Genomic DNA, 15,010 nt, shown 5'->3' with positions numbered 1-15,010 from the left:
AGCAGTTGAGGGTGTTTGTTGCGAGACAGCCTATTTTTAATAGAAAAGAACAAGTCGTATCATATGAGCTGCTTTATAGAGATAGTGAAACCAATACATATAGCGCTGAAGATGGTGATCAAGCGACAACGGACCTCATTATTAACAGTTTTTTAAACATTGGCATCGAAACACTTACAGAAGGAAAACGATGCTACATTAATTTCACCGAAAGCTTGCTTTCGTCTGATCTGCTCACCTATTTTGATCCGCATCAGCTTGTGATCGAGATATTAGAAAATGTACCGATTACCCAAGCACTTATTATGAGATGTAAGCAATTAAAAAAATGGGGATATACGATTGCACTCGATGATTTCTTTCTTAATGGAACACATTTTAGTGATAAGTTGCTTAACGAACTCCTCTATTGCATTGATATTTTAAAAATAGATTTTGTGAAGACAACATCGGAAGAGCGAAGAGATATTCTGAATACATATAAAAAGTATCGACTTCGATTCCTTGCAGAAAAGGTGGAAACGCGAAAAGAATATGAAGAAGCGCTAAAAGCTGGCTTTCATCTGTTTCAAGGGTATTTCTTTAGTGAGCCGCACGTGATATCAGGACGAGCATTATCGACTAGCTTCCATGCGTACCACCAGCTTTTAAATGAGCTCAGCAAGGAACAACCGAATATCCAGACAGTGACACATTTTATTGAGAGTGACCTTTCGCTATCATACCAATTATTAAAAATGCTGAATTCTGGCGGCATGAGACGTCTTTATCAAATTAAGAGTATCCGGCAGGCGATTATCTTGCTTGGTTTTAATGAAATTCGGCGCTGGATCTTTATTCTTTCTTTTAAAGAACTGAATGTCCAAGCGAACTCAAGCCAAAAAGAAATTATCAAAATGTCATTCATTCGTGCGAAAACGTGTGAACTCATTGCCAATCATACTGAACGAGAGCATCCAGCCTCTTATATGCTGACAGGCATGTTTTCACTCATTGATACGCTTGTCAGGGCAGACATTACAGAACTTGTGAAAGAGCTGCCGCTTTCTGATGAAGTTGGCGAGGCACTACTTGGCTATGAAAATGATTATTCTTTTGTGTTAGACGTTGCCAAACGTATTGAACGAAATGAATGGGATGATGAGATGCTGGATGGGAATCTCCCTAAACAAGAAGCCTACGGCTGTTATATAGAAGCCATTGAATGGTGTCATAAAATGTTTGAATCTTAAGCGTATAGATAAACCCTCGCATTCGCCTGCGGTCTGCGCTCCGGTGCTCATCCTTCCTAGACTTCAAGGGTTTTCAAATCACGCTAAAAAGAAGCCGCTCACGTCAGAGCGGCTTTTCTTAGTTATCCCCACTGTAAAAGCAGAAAAAGCCTGCTCGAAGTCATAGACAAGTAGATGCGAATGCCTTCTGGACTAAAGCGGATATCAATATTGCTTTTCACACCGATTTGCTTCAGCATTCGGATGACACTTGTCGTATCAGAGCGTTCAGCAGCCTCCATCATTCGCTGAGCAAATGAAAGCGAGCTGGAAATCTGCTGTGTAATGAGTGAAGCATCAGCAACAAGACGGGCTGATTCCTTTGCTGCTCGTTGAAACGAGTGTGCATCAACTGGAGGAAAAGTCATAGGCGTGCGCGGGTATGCGCTACTCATTGCGGGAACCTGCAAAGTAGGATAAGGAACATAGTAAAACACATGGTCACCTCTTCTCACATTGAAGTGAAATTGGACGGATATCTGTTCTAAATGTATGTAGAAAATCAGAATAAAGAATCAAAATGATCTTTCTATCTTTGGAAATTCATCATAAAAATAGGTACTTTTGCGGTCAATTTCGGTGAATGTCACAAAAAAATTGCGGTGTCCACAGTAGAGTCTGTCGTCTGACCTATGACACGTAAAACCGAGGAAATGAAAGGGATCGTACGTTCGGTTGTGAGAGAAGTGTGACGAATGATGCCTATTCTTGTCGCAAAAATGACGCAACTCCTTTGAAATTGAGATAAAAGTATGATTTGAAAAGTCAGAAAATGATGAAAAAAGACCTATTGAATTTTGCGGTATCACGCACACGTTTTGTGCATACTTTTCGGTGAAAAAATACTCAATAGCATTTACACTGTTAGTAACAGATCAAATACTTATGACCCAATCACCATACACAAATACATTGATCTTCCAAAAAAGGAGAGTGGAATCGATGGAAAAGTATGAAATCGAAGAACTTAAACAATTATTGTGGAAACTTGAAAACGAAATTAGAGAAACAACGGCTTCTCTTCATAACATTAACAAAAGCATTGATCAATACGACAAATATGAATATGTGAAAATTTCTTAAAGACTTGATAATCATCAAGTCTTTTTTTTATCCAAATACATACAAAAAAAGGATATATTATTATATAATTGTTAAATAGTGATGTCAGTGGACATTTGCTTATGTCTTTTTAGTAAAATAAGAGGCGAGAGGGTGAGGTACAAGACCGAGTATGCTAAACTATCTAGAGAATACAAAAATCAAGCAGAATATGTCTGATTTTATTCAACATGCAGTCAGGCAGAATGATTTACAAAAGCTGCTTCATGAATTTACAGATATAAAGAATGAATTTCCTTTTGGGCAATTGGCTTATCAGCATTATGAGGCATTTGGCGGAAAAGACAAGCAAGCGATTACAAAACTGGCAGCAGGGATTGAACTTCTCATATTATCAGCCGATATATTAGATGATATTGAAGATCAGGACAATGATTCGTATCCTTGGATGAACGTTAACCAAGGGGTGGCCATCAATGCTTCTACGTATTTGTACACATTAAGCATTCAATTCATCACATCAATATGTGAAAATAATTCTCAACTAATAGAGAAACTGTTTCACCTCATAAAGATGTCAATGGAAGGGCAACATGAGGATTTGCGTCATATGCATGGAACTGAAGAAGAGTGTTTAGAGGTTTTAAGGAAAAAATCAGGCTCATTAACAGCTCTTTCGAGTGTGCTAGGTGTTTATTTAGCGACAAGAGAAATCAATTCAATTGTCGAGTCTTATTCGATATATTATGGTGTTGCTGAACAGATCAGTAACGATTTTTTTGCGGTATTTTCGAAAAAAAATGGAGATTTGCAAAAAAAACAAACATTGGCATTCAGTTATTTAAAAAGGCGTTTTAACGATGCCAGTCATGAGCTTTTTGAATACTTTTCTGGTCGACTAGATGAGTCAGAGCAAGAACCTTTTCAACTGAAGCAGAAATTACTTGAGGCTGGTTTGACTCAGTACATGGTATCCATGAGAGAGATTATGCTGTTAAAAATGAGGCAAGGAATCGAACAACTTGATTTACCTAAAAAAAAGAAGGAACAATTATATGAATTTATGACAAAGGAGGAGGGCAATGATTGAACATTCAAAATATCATTGCATATTTAATAAAAAATCCTAGTGTTGTGAATGAATTGGACTTAGGGAATGCAAGTTTAATTCATACAGATGAGCAAACAATGAAAGCAATCATTCAAGGATTAAAAAAAGGGCAAATGTCTGCAGAATATATATGGTACTATAAATGATACTATTCATTCTAAAGTGATTTAAAAGTTCTCCAGTTAAGGATGTTTTATACATGAAGTTAACTTATACGAAACTATCTGTTTTTTTGGTTTTTCTGTCTTTTTTATTTGTGATCTATGTTTCATATATTTATGTATTTGATATTTTTAATGGAGCACGTGTAGCGGAGAACAAGAACGGTCAAGCAGAGGTTGTCGAAGTTGAATATCTTTCTTTAGCCTACACATCAGGATTAGAAGAAGGAGATATTATACTTAAGATCAATGGTGAATCTGCCCTCAACAAAGATCATATGATCAATGGTGAGCTTAGAAATGTGCAAAGAATTGATATTCAAAGAGGCAATCAAATCATCACACTGAAAAATAAGACATTGATTGGTCAAGAAAGTTTATTTGTTTACTTAACTCCTCTTATACTTTATTCAATTTGTTTGTTTTGTATCTTCTTTATCATTAGAATTAACAAAGAAGCCCAACGAAAATCAGCATTTCTTTTAGTTTTATTCTTATTAACTATTTGTATCGGGTATCTTAGTGCAGGTACTTCAGGAATTGGCGATAGATTTAGCCATTATGTGATCGTATTTTGTTTATCCAGTGTATTTATCTTTTATATTCATTTCATTTATCAATATTTCAAAGAATTTGATCTGCATATAACGACTCAAAAAACGATACGCTTTTTATATAGTCTTCCAGTAATGAATCTGGTGATAGAGGCTTTTGTTCCTATTGATTCGGTGATAGCCAGATATATGCCAAGTTTAAATCTTGTATTCTTTTTCGCTTCTATAATCATTTCATTCAAAGTTATTATCAATGGAATGCGGAAATATAAAGAGACAGAGCAGGGATCTGTTTTAAAGTTTTTTGTCATGATTAATATAATAGCATTCTTTCCATTTATATTGTTATTTGCAATCCCTTATGTTTTGTTTCGTATTTATGTGATAGATCCATTTTTCTTGACTTCTTTTGTCCTACTCATTCCTTTTTCACTCGTGTATCAATTCATGACGAACAAACTTTATAATATGGACTTTTTGATTAGCAGACTTAGGTACTATGGCTTTCTAGCAATCACACCGACCATTTTTGTTGTAGTCACATTTTACATTCTGCAGAAACCAGAAGATCTGAAGTACACACTGAAGCTCGCACTAATCACCTATACACTCATGCTTGCTGTCTTCTATTTCAAAGAAATCCTAGATTTCCGCTTTCGTCTGAAGCGTTTTTCAGAGAAGCATAATTATCAGGACAGCATATTTAAATTTACGCAGCTCATTCGTGAGGCCTCGTCACTAAATCAAGTGCTGTATCATTTGAAATACACCATTTTAGAAGTGCTTGTTGTGAATAAAGCCTTTGTGCTTGAGGTCAAGGCTGATGGACAAATTGATGAAATTGATGAGTCGACAGATGACAGCAACCTATGGAAAGAGTATGTGGATCAATTTCAAGATGTTTTAGGTGAAGTAGGGAAAATTATTGAGCTTGATAAAGGGTTTATGATGAAAATTGGCGAGCGGGGCGGTCACTCGTTTGTGATTTGCTGTTTATCAAATTTACAGACACCGAAGCTGACTCGTGATGAGATTTCTTGGCTGAAAACATTGGCATTTTACACAAGTGTCAGCTTAGAAAATGTCGTCAAGATCGAAGAATTGATGGAGCATCTTGAAGATTTGAAACAGCGTGAAGCCAATCCCGCGTGGCTGAAAAAGATCATGTTTGCGATGGAAGAAAAGCAGCGCTCCGATTTAGCGAGGGATCTACATGATTCCGTGCTGCAGGATTTGATTTCGCTGAAAAGGCAGTCAGAAATGTTTTTAACGAATTTCCAAAACGACCAATGCCCAACGTCTATTGAACATTCGCTCATTTCATGGAATGAACAAATGTCTAAGGTCATTCAAACCACGAGAGAGACATGTCATGAGCTTCGGCCGCAGTTGCTTTATGATTTAGGTTTAGTGAAGGCGATATCGAAGCTGATTTCTCAAATTCAAGAGGAAGCACCGTTTCATATTAGGCTGAATACGACACGCTTTGATAAAGAGCTGGACATTGATATTGACTCCCAGCTCAATATTTACCGGATTGTTCAGGAGCTGTTATCCAATGCGTTGAAGCACTCCAAAGCCAATCAAGTGTTAGTGATGCTCATTTGTATTAAAGATCAGGTTGTTCTTCACTACGAGGACGATGGAGTAGGATTTGATGCAAGCCAGCTTGATCAGCACACAAAAAGCATGGGCCTATCGGGAATAAGAGAACGTGTCAAGGCGTTAAATGGAAAGCTTCAAATTCACACAGCCCCCGAAAAAGGGCTCAAAGTGAAAATTGAAATGGAATTGTAACGATTTATTAAGGATTAAGACTTGGCATCTGCCAAGTCTTTTATATAAAATGGAAGTGAGTGATTTAAAGGGAGGAAGACATGAAGAAGATATTGGTCATTGATGATCATCCGGCTGTCATGGAAGGGACAAAAAGCATATTAGAATCAGATCAGCAGCTATCAGTCGATTGTTTAAGTCCTGATGCAGAAGCCGCCTTTTTAAAGACGCATGACTTTTCCATCTATGATGTGATTTTGATGGATTTAAATCTCGGGGATATCAATGGAATGGACATTGCGAAACAAATTCTAGAAACAAACCAACAAGTGAAAATTATCATTTATACCGGGTATGAAGTAGATGATTATTTTGAAGAGGCCATTCGGGCTGGATTGCATGGTGCAATTAGTAAAACAGAGACAAAAGACAAAATTATTGAATACATACACCGCACATTGCAAGGAGAAGTTGTCATTCAGCTATCCTATTTAAAGAAATTAATTTCACAGCAGCAAGAAAAGCCAGAACAAGCGCAGCAGACCGATCACGAGCTGTTAACAGAGCGAGAGTGTCTAATCCTCAGAGAAGTGGAAAAAGGGTACACGAACCAAGAGATTGCCGATGTGCTTCATTTGAGCAAACGCTCGATTGAATACAGCTTGACCTCCATCTTTAATAAGCTGAATGTTGGATCTCGAACAGAAGCGGTGTTAATTGCAAAATCTGAAAGTGTGCTGTAAACGAATGAAGGGAGAGGGCCTTGATGGATGTGAGTGGATCAAATACACTACTTGAGGCACTGGGGATTGAGATTGTCGAGTGCAATGAGTCACGATGCATTGCGACAATGCCGGTTGATCACCGAACAAAACAGCCATTTGGCTTACTGCACGGAGGGGCATCTGCTGCTCTAGCAGAAACGGTGGCGAGCTTGGGGGCTGCTGCTCATTTAGACTTAACTCAGCAGGTTTGCTCAGGTATTGAAATCAATGCCAATCATTTAAAATCTGTACGTGATGGAGTGGTGACAGCGACTGCTGTTCCTGTACATGTAGGGCGTCGTACAATGGTATTTCAAATCGATATAAAAGATGATCGAGATCGGCACATCTGTACGTCAAGATGCACACTTGGTGTCATTGATCGCATATAAAAAGCTCCCGGTGCAGCGGAAGCTTTTTTTAATCTCGATAAGATTGATATTTGAACGTGGAACTGGATGCACCTACTTTTTTTATCATTTGAATGTCAATCAATGCAAAACGATGACTATCTTGGACTGCTGTTACACTAGACATTTTAAGGAGATATGAATGATATTGATGTCTCGTTAGAAAAAAATGAAGGGCCTAACATGTTAGGTCCTTCATTTTTTCGGTCATCCATAAAAGGAATCACAGGTCTATTATAAATAAGAATCTTCTTTCCGCTTAATCACAAAGTTACGAAAACCGCCATAATCATCTTGTACACTGCGTTTGTCCATCTTGACTCCAGTATTGTAGGCGGCTCTTCCGATCAAATGAGCGCCGACTGGTGCTGTCAGGAAGATAAAAACAATCCCAAGCAGGATTTTCGCAGAGATAATGCCTGCAAGAAACCACTCGTGAAAGAACACACCAACTAAAATGAGGACAACGCCAAGTGTCGATGCTTTTGATGCAGCATGCATACGTGTGTAAACATCTGGTAAGCGAAGTAAACCAATAGCTGAGATGAGACACAGGATCGCGCCAAGCAGGATAAAAAAGATCACAATGGCTTTAGCGATGACGATCATTTTCAATCACTTCCCCTTTCTCAAGGAATTTAGAAAAAGCGACAGTGCCAATAAAAGCAAGGATACCGAGCAGTAAAATAATTTCAAAGAACGTGGTCGTCTTCAGTAATATTGAAACAATGGCTGTCATTCCAATTAAATTGATTCCCACCGCATCAAGTGCACTCACACGGTCAGGAATTGAAGGCCCTTTGATGACCCTGATGACAAAAAGCAGGGTAGATAGCGCGAGAATGCCAAGTGAAATTTGTAATATGAGTTCCATTATTTACTGCTCACCTCCTGAATGGCTTTTTCAAATGATACACGGATGTCATGAATGGCTTTTTCAGCATCTTCAATATCCATCGCATGAATGTATAGAATCGAACGATCATCCGAAATATCAATGACCAGTGTACCTGGCGTCAATGTAATCATATTAGCAAGTATGGTGATTTCCCAATCCGTTTTTAAGTCTGTACGAAAGGCGAAGATACCAGGCTTGATCTTAAGCTTTGGAGATAACACTGTCTTTAGTACACTCAAATTGGCAAGAAGCAGCTCCCTGATAAATATGATGAAGAGCTTGAAAATCGCATAAAGGGCATAGCCATAAAAACGCTGCGGGAAGAATCGCCGCAGTATAAAAATGGTGACCATCCCTAGTACAAAGCCTGATACAAAGCCTGAGGCTGTGTATGTATCATTCATAAACATCCAGGTAAAGGCGAGGAGAGCGTTTAATAATATTTGAAAGGCCATGTTTATCTACTCCTTCAGCACAGCTTGAATATATTTTTCTGGTGTTGAAAGCATTTCCGCAGCTTGATTGATATAAGGGGCAATGAATTCTGTCCCTAATCCAATCGCAAGCGATAAGAGGACAAGCAGTACTCCAGGGTACACCATTCCTTTAATCGATGGTTTTTTTCTTGGCAGATCCTGTTCTTCTCCCCAAAATGCGAGCATGAAAATCCTCATAATCGAATAAAGGACAAGAAGACTGGACAGTAAGACAAGGATAGAAAATGTCATGTGTCCAGCAGAAAATCCACCTTCAACAATTTTTAGCTTGCCAACAAATCCACTAAGCGGCGGAATACCTGCAAGGGATAAAGCCGATATGAAGAACATCCAGCCGAGGAGAGGCTGGGATTGAATCAGCCCGCCCATTTTTTTCAGATTATTGGTACCAGCATACACAAACAGTGCACCTGCCAGCATAAATAATGCGCCTTTGATCACCATATCGTGAATGAGATAATAAATGGCGCCTTGGAGTGATGCAGGTGTATTGGCTGCAATTCCAAACAAAATGACCCCAACAGCTGTGACAATGTTATAAATCACGATCTTTTGCACATCAGAATAGGCGATAGACCCAATGACACCGAATATGACCGTTAGTGCGGCAAGCCAAGCCATGAGTGTATGTGTAAACCCTGTATCATGTATAAACATTAACGTAAAGACTCTGGCAATCGCATATAAGCCGACCTTTGTCAGCAGTGCGCCAAACAAAGCCGAAATCGCTGCCGGCGGTGCATGATACGATCCTGGCAGCCAGAAATAAAGCGGGAAGACTCCAGCTTTTAAGCCAAATACAATCAGGAACAGAATGGAAATGACAGTAATTAACCCTGTTTGCCCCGATTCAGCTATTTTTACACTTAAATCAGCCATATTCAGTGTACCAGTGACTGCATATAAACAAGCCACACCGACAATAAATAATGCCGACGAGATGATATTAAATACAATATATTTCAATGATTCACGAAGCTGAGGCTTTGATCCGCCTAACACAATGAGCATGTAAGATGCCATTAGCAGTAATTCAAAGAACACAAACAGGTTGAAAATATCTCCCGTTAAAAAGGCACCGCTGACGCCAGCTAACAAGAACTGCACGCCAGAGTAATAGAACAGCCGCTCTCTTTCTTTACCAATTGTTCGAAAGGAGAAGAGAACTGTGACAAGTCCAACAATGGAAGCGGTCAGCACAAGGAGTGCAGCAAACTGGTCGGCAACAAGGGCAATCCCAAATGGGGCTTTCCAGCCGCCCAAATAAAGTGTTTGGATGCCGCTTGTGAAAATCGTTTGGACCAAATAGAGATTACAGATAATGGCTGAAAGAGAGGCGAAGACACTAAAGCCTCTCGACAGCATGATGTTCTTATTCATAAAAATCAATAGTGTCGCGGCTAGTAATGGAATTAAAATAGGCAGGATCACGAGATTATTCATGCTGATCATTTCCTCTCATTTGATCCATGTCATCTGTTCGAAGCTCTTGAAAGGCACGGAAGGCCATGACGAGCAAAAAGGATGTCACACCAAAAGCAATGACAATGGCTGTTAAAATTAATGCTTGTGGCAATGGATCTACATAGGATGTGAGCCCCTCTTTTAAAATAGGAGGTGCTCCTTTTTTCAAGCCGCCCATTGTTAATAGAAGCAAATGGACGCCGTGACTCAAAACGGCAGTACCGACGATGACCCGCAGAAGGCTTTTTGAAAGCAATAAATAGGTCGCCGCCATAAAAATAATTCCGACGATAATAGACATTAGAAATTCCATTATTCCTTCTCTCCAATCGTTTGAATAATGGTCATGGTGACACCAACAACAACTAAATACACACCGATATCAAACAGTACGGCCGTTGCCAGTTCTGTTTTTCCAAGAAACGGTAATTGGAAATAACCAAAAGTATGGGATAGAAAAGGTGCACCGAATAGAAATGATCCCATTCCTGTCAGGATCGCAACGAGCAGCCCCGTCGCTGCAACATAAATAAAGTTAAACGGCAGAATGCGTCTCACTGTTTTCAGGTCATAGGCTAAGAGCAGAAGGACGACAGCCCCAGCACTCATCAGGCCGCCAATGAACCCCCCGCCAGGATTGTTATGCCCCGCAAGAAATAGGTGAAGTGAGAAAAGCAAGATGATGAATGCTGTGATTTTTGTTGTGACTTGTAAGAGCATATCATTCGTATCAATCTTTCTCATCGCCGCACGCCTCTCTTCCGTTTTCCTTGAGCTTTTAATAACCCATAGATACCGAGTGCCGCAATGGCGAGCACGGTAATTTCAAAGAGTGTATCAAAGCCCCTGAAATCTACAAGAATGACATTGACAATGTTGTCGCCGCCAGCAAGCTTGTAGCTATTTTCAATAAAGTAGGATGAAATGGTGTCAAGTGACTGCTGACTTGTTGAAGCGAAAGCAAGACAGGTGACAACAACTCCAACGCCTAATGAAATGATCAAATTGGTCAATTTGAACCTTCTCGTTTTTTGCTTCAAGCTCAGCTGTGGCAGATGATAGAAGCAAAGTAAAAACAGCGCGACAGAAATCGTTTCAATAATCAGCTGTGTGAGCGCAAGGTCAGGTGCTCTGAAAATCACGAAGAATAATGACAGCGTGTATCCCATGACACCTAGCCCAATAATGGCCGTTAAGCGAGACCGGGCAAACACAGTCGTGAGGGTCGCCGCCACCATGACAAGAGAAAGAATGGCTTCGTACGTACCGATCGGGGCTGCTTGCTCCGTTTGAAATGAGAAGGCTTGCTGATAGAACATCACGCTACCAAGCACGATTATTATGAAACCAAACACATAGACAAGGTAGTCACGAAGGAAACCTGTCATGTAGCTGTTTGTCAGGCGATATGAGCCTTTTTCTAAGCCTGTCAGCGAACGATCATATAAAGAGTTAAATGACCATTTTTCTTTAAATATGTTGTACATTGGCCGCCATTTTGACAACGTCAAATAACCGATAATCCCTAGAGCAATAACACCTATTGTCATATAAAGCTCTGGCTGGAATCCATGCCACGCTCCAATTTTCACGACAAAACGTTTTCCTGGTTCAATCGCTTCAGGAATAATCGAAGCAATAGCAGGTTCAATGACAGAATAAGCTAGAATATTTGGGAAAAAGAAAAAGGTGACCACAAGTGCAGCAAGAATAATTGGCGGGATGAGCATACCAATCGGTGCCTCATGCGGCTTTTTCTCCAATTGATCTAAATGAAGACGACCTCTAAATGTTTTAAAGAGGAGCATCATACTGTAAATGAACGTAAACACACTTGCGAGCCAAGCGATGGCTGGGAAGATCGCACCCCATGTGGAAACATCGGTAAAGCTGATTTCAGAGATCCGTATCATGCTTGTGAAAAATAGCTCTTTACTTAAGAAACCATTAAATGGCGGAAGTCCAGACATTGAGAATGTACCGATTAACGTAATCGTAAAAGTAATAGGCATGATGGTCATTAATCCGCCTAATTTACGAATGTCACGAGTGCCCGTTTCGTGATCAATAATGCCCGCTGCCATAAAGAGACTGCCTTTAAACGTGGCATGGTTGATTAAATGAAAAATAGCGGCCAGAACGGCTGCACCGAAAAAGGCAGGATTGTTTTCATGAATCGCAGCTGCACCTACTCCAAGCATGAGCATAATCATGCCAAGCTGACTAACGGTAGAAAAGGCCAGAATGGCTTTCAAATCGTTTTGCCGGACGGCATGGAATGATCCCCAGAATAATGTGACAAGTCCGACGATAGAAATGGTCCAGAACCACACTTCTGAAATAGCAAAGATTGGACTGAAGCGGGCAACAAGATAAATGCCGGCTTTCACCATAGTAGCAGAGTGCAGATAACTGCTCACAGGGGTTGGTGCTTCCATTGCATCAGGCAGCCAAATATAAAATGGGAACTGCGCTGATTTCGTAAAGGCACCTAGTAAGATCAGGATCATGGCAGGGATAAAATAAGGCGATGCCATAATGAGCTGAAGCTGATTGACTGCTTCACGAATACTGAATGAATCAGTGATCAGGTAGATAAGGATAAAGCCGCCAAGCATAGCTAATCCGCCAAAAACAGTAATAATCAGTGATTTGGTTGCTCCGTAACGAGAGCGTTCCCGCTTATACCAATACCCAATCAAAAGGAAGGAAGAGATACTCGTTAGCTCCCAAAATAAATAAAGAACCACCATGTTGTCAGATAGAACGACCCCAAGCATAGCGGTCATAAACATTAACAAATACGTATAGAAAGAGCCAAGCTGCTCTTTTTCCTTTGATAAGTAGAAAATACTGTACAAGACGACAAGTGCGCCAATACCTGTAATCAATAGCGCAAATAACAAACTAAGACCGTCTACATATACAGTGAAATTCATTCCAAGAGAAGGAATCCATTCGGCCTGTGAGAACAACGTTCGCCCATTTGATGTGATTGTGATCATTTGGACAAAATAGATAAATAAAAGAATAGGCAGGATAAGAACAAACCACCCCGTATGTATTCGCCTTACGTATTTAAAAAGAAAGGGCACAACAAACGCAAGCAAAAAAGGTGATAGGATGGCGAAGTGAATAAGCTGCAAGAAAATAAACCTCCTTCGATCAATATAAATTCACGTTCTAAAGAACTGGTAAATAAAATTATAGCGTAAATACAGAGATAGTGCATTGGTTTGAACTGATTTACAGCCAACTGCATTTGTTTTGAGTTCTTTTGACCACAAAAAATATTTTATCAAAAATGAAACTCGTTGTATATTGTTTTGTATTTCGTACATGCTTTTCTTAAAGGGGCTGATTACATGAAACTAAAAGCGGGCATCAGCTTAAGCATATTCTGCACGATTTTAGGAGGAGCATTCTTAATAGAACGAAATGATCAAAAAAGGTGGCAGTCAGAAAGTGAATGGCCGATGTTTTCAGAGCATCTTCTCTATATGACCTATCAAGAAGCAAGACAATATCCATTCCAGCCGAGAGAATATATACGAGTGGTCTCTGCTGAGGAATAAAGTCGTATAGGAGAAAAGAAATATAAAAAAGCATGTGCCCTTCATGAGGGCTCATGCTTTTAGTGTTGGATGGATTAAGTAAACATTCTAAGTAAGATCGTTGCGCAAATAACAGTTGCTGCTCCGCCAAGACGTGTAGATACTTGTGCGAAAGGCATAAGCCCCATTCTTCCAGAAGCTGAAAGGATCGCAACGTCACCAGTACCGCCTAGTCCACTGTGGCAGCCAGTCACAATCGCAGATTCTACTGGATACATGTTCATTAATTTCCCAACGAAGTAACCAGAACCAACCATTGCAAGTACAACAGCGATACATACGCATACAAATGGAATAGAGATCACAGTTGCTACATCATCAAGCGGAATGTACAGAATACCAAGACCAACCATAAGAGGCCATGTGAAGCTTCTTGAAACAAACTTGTAGAACTGCTGTGAGCCATTTTGAAGATGCTGAGGCATCACATTTAAGTATTTGATTAATGCTGCAAGAACAATCATTAAGATTGGACCTGGAATATGAACAAAGCTTTCTAACAAACCACCAAAGATGAAGGTTGTACAAGCAACGAGTACACCTGCACCCATTAAACCGAAATCAACTTTTGCGTCCATATCTGGCTGCTCGAAAATTTCGTTTGCTTCTTTCGATTTTACAAGACGACCATTCCCGTTAAGTTCAGGGCGTTTTTCACCAAGCTTCTTCATTGCGCCAGCACAGATAATGGCAATGACATTCCCAATAACAGCAGCGGGAATTAATTGAGAAATTAATGACTCTGCTGATACACCAATAATTTGTGAATAAGCAATAGATAATGGCAAAATCCCTTCTCCAACACCACCGGCAATAATCGGTACAATGATAAAGAAGAACGAATGATGCGGTGTGTAACCAACTAAAAGACCAACAAGAATTCCGGCACTCACAGCTGCAATTGTACCTGCAACAAGAGGAACAAACATACGAATAAGGCCTTGTACTAAAACCGTTCGCTGCATCCCAAGAATACTACCTACTACAAGAGCAGAAATATAGAAGTAAAGGAAGTTAGACGTTTTCATAAGAGACGTAACCGCTTCCAACGAGTTCGGATTCAGAACATTAAAAAAGACCAGGAACGATGGTACGAATAAAGAAAGAATCGCTGGTCCACCAATATCTTTTAAGATTGGAATACGTTGTCCTACATCTCCAAGGAAAATCCCTAAAATCATAATAACAGCGAAACCACCAAGCATATTTGCTGGAATTTTATTAAAATAAGCGGCAGTTAAAATAATCGCTGCAAGTACTAAATACACAGGAAGATCAATAACACCAATTTTCCAAGACATGATCTTTCGGAAAACGCTTTTATTATTGTCAGAATCATTTGTAATCGATTTCAATTGTTGTGCATTAGCCACATAAACACCCCCAAATGCTATTTGACTCAATTGTAGAAGATTCAATGACACTCTT

General features: G+C 39.7%; 17 protein-coding genes. 8 read left to right on the top strand and 9 right to left on the bottom strand.

Annotation, left to right across the window (positions count from 1 at the left end; all coding sequences use genetic code 11):
• Positions 1-5: 5 nt before the first annotated feature.
• Positions 6-1,232 carry an EAL and HDOD domain-containing protein gene (locus R0K30_RS16940; RefSeq protein WP_230030881.1) on the top strand — a complete coding sequence of 409 codons (1,227 nt, stop codon included), beginning with the start codon at positions 6-8 and terminating at the stop codon, positions 1,230-1,232.
• A gap of 122 nt (positions 1,233-1,354) precedes the next feature.
• On the opposite strand, the gene R0K30_RS16935 is transcribed toward R0K30_RS16940, so the two are convergent.
• Positions 1,355-1,666 carry a YuzC family spore coat inner layer protein gene (locus R0K30_RS16935; protein ID WP_230030804.1) on the bottom strand — a complete coding sequence of 104 codons (312 nt, stop codon included), beginning with the start codon at positions 1,664-1,666 and terminating at the stop codon, positions 1,355-1,357.
• A 547-nt stretch (positions 1,667-2,213) separates the two neighbouring features.
• Here R0K30_RS16935 and degQ point away from each other — a divergent pair.
• The 6 genes from degQ to R0K30_RS16905 all read left to right on the top strand — a co-directional run bounded on the left by degQ (position 2,214) and on the right by R0K30_RS16905 (position 7,091).
• Positions 2,214-2,354 carry a degradation enzyme regulation protein DegQ gene (gene degQ, locus R0K30_RS16930; protein WP_003213123.1) on the top strand — a complete coding sequence of 47 codons (141 nt, stop codon included), beginning with the start codon at positions 2,214-2,216 and terminating at the stop codon, positions 2,352-2,354.
• Positions 2,355-2,505: 151 nt separating this feature from the next.
• Positions 2,506-3,423, top strand: a complete 918-nt coding sequence (locus tag R0K30_RS16925; RefSeq protein WP_099727084.1) for a polyprenyl synthetase family protein — start codon at positions 2,506-2,508, stop codon at positions 3,421-3,423.
• On the top strand, positions 3,420-3,590 hold the full coding sequence (gene comX / locus R0K30_RS16920) for a competence pheromone ComX (protein WP_099727085.1): 171 nt from the start codon (positions 3,420-3,422) through the stop codon (positions 3,588-3,590). The genes R0K30_RS16925 and comX overlap by 4 nt, the downstream gene beginning before the upstream one ends.
• 53 nt (positions 3,591-3,643) lie before the next feature.
• Positions 3,644-5,956 (top strand): ATP-binding protein, encoded by a 2,313-nt coding sequence (locus R0K30_RS16915; protein ID WP_410611818.1) that lies wholly within the window; start codon positions 3,644-3,646, stop codon positions 5,954-5,956.
• A gap of 80 nt (positions 5,957-6,036) precedes the next feature.
• Positions 6,037-6,678, top strand: a complete 642-nt coding sequence (gene comA, locus R0K30_RS16910; protein ID WP_058013793.1) for a two-component system response regulator ComA — start codon at positions 6,037-6,039, stop codon at positions 6,676-6,678.
• A 23-nt stretch (positions 6,679-6,701) separates the two neighbouring features.
• On the top strand, positions 6,702-7,091 hold the full coding sequence (locus tag R0K30_RS16905; protein WP_410611816.1) for a hotdog fold thioesterase: 390 nt from the start codon (positions 6,702-6,704) through the stop codon (positions 7,089-7,091).
• 252 nt (positions 7,092-7,343) lie between these two features.
• On the opposite strand, the gene mnhG is transcribed toward R0K30_RS16905, so the two are convergent.
• The 7 genes from mnhG to R0K30_RS16870 are packed head-to-tail and all read right to left on the bottom strand — an operon-like array spanning position 7,344 to position 13,114.
• On the bottom strand, positions 7,344-7,718 hold the full coding sequence (mnhG, locus tag R0K30_RS16900) for a monovalent cation/H(+) antiporter subunit G (protein ID WP_099727087.1): 375 nt from the start codon (positions 7,716-7,718) through the stop codon (positions 7,344-7,346).
• Positions 7,702-7,986 carry a Na(+)/H(+) antiporter subunit F1 gene (locus R0K30_RS16895; protein WP_099727088.1) on the bottom strand — a complete coding sequence of 95 codons (285 nt, stop codon included), beginning with the start codon at positions 7,984-7,986 and terminating at the stop codon, positions 7,702-7,704. Before R0K30_RS16895 ends, mnhG begins: the two co-directional genes overlap by 17 nt.
• Positions 7,983-8,462, bottom strand: coding sequence for a Na+/H+ antiporter subunit E (locus R0K30_RS16890; protein WP_099727089.1), 480 nt, complete (start codon positions 8,460-8,462; stop codon positions 7,983-7,985). Before R0K30_RS16890 ends, R0K30_RS16895 begins: the two co-directional genes overlap by 4 nt.
• Before the next feature lie 6 nt (positions 8,463-8,468).
• The gene (locus R0K30_RS16885) at positions 8,469-9,947 is read right to left on the bottom strand and encodes a Na+/H+ antiporter subunit D (RefSeq protein WP_099727090.1); all 1,479 of its coding nucleotides are present in this window, start codon (positions 9,945-9,947) and stop codon (positions 8,469-8,471) included.
• On the bottom strand, positions 9,940-10,281 hold the full coding sequence (locus R0K30_RS16880; RefSeq protein WP_099727091.1) for a Na(+)/H(+) antiporter subunit C: 342 nt from the start codon (positions 10,279-10,281) through the stop codon (positions 9,940-9,942). The genes R0K30_RS16885 and R0K30_RS16880 overlap by 8 nt, the downstream gene beginning before the upstream one ends.
• A complete protein-coding gene (locus R0K30_RS16875) occupies positions 10,281-10,712 on the bottom strand; it encodes a Na(+)/H(+) antiporter subunit B (RefSeq protein ID WP_099727092.1) in 432 nt (143 codons plus the stop codon). The genes R0K30_RS16880 and R0K30_RS16875 overlap by 1 nt, the downstream gene beginning before the upstream one ends.
• Positions 10,709-13,114: a Na+/H+ antiporter subunit A gene (locus tag R0K30_RS16870; RefSeq protein WP_410611812.1), complete on the bottom strand. Its 2,406-nt coding sequence runs from the start codon at positions 13,112-13,114 to the stop codon at positions 10,709-10,711. Before R0K30_RS16870 ends, R0K30_RS16875 begins: the two co-directional genes overlap by 4 nt.
• 219 nt (positions 13,115-13,333) lie before the next feature.
• Here R0K30_RS16870 and R0K30_RS16865 point away from each other — a divergent pair, with 219 nt between their 5' ends.
• The gene (locus tag R0K30_RS16865; protein WP_099727094.1) at positions 13,334-13,543 is read left to right on the top strand and encodes a hypothetical protein; all 210 of its coding nucleotides are present in this window, start codon (positions 13,334-13,336) and stop codon (positions 13,541-13,543) included.
• Positions 13,544-13,617: 74 nt separating this feature from the next.
• Here R0K30_RS16865 and R0K30_RS16860 read toward each other — a convergent pair whose 3' ends face one another.
• On the bottom strand, positions 13,618-14,955 hold the full coding sequence (locus R0K30_RS16860; RefSeq protein WP_410611810.1) for a 2-hydroxycarboxylate transporter family protein: 1,338 nt from the start codon (positions 14,953-14,955) through the stop codon (positions 13,618-13,620).
• Positions 14,956-15,010: the final 55 nt, after the last annotated feature.

The sequence above is a fragment of the Bacillus sp. SIMBA_154 genome (assembly GCF_046536015.1).
In the GTDB taxonomy this organism is placed as follows: Bacteria; Bacillota; Bacilli; order Bacillales; family Bacillaceae; genus Bacillus; species Bacillus pumilus_P.
Note: the sequence above shows the minus strand (reverse complement) of the source record. Positions and strands in the feature narration are given on the sequence as shown.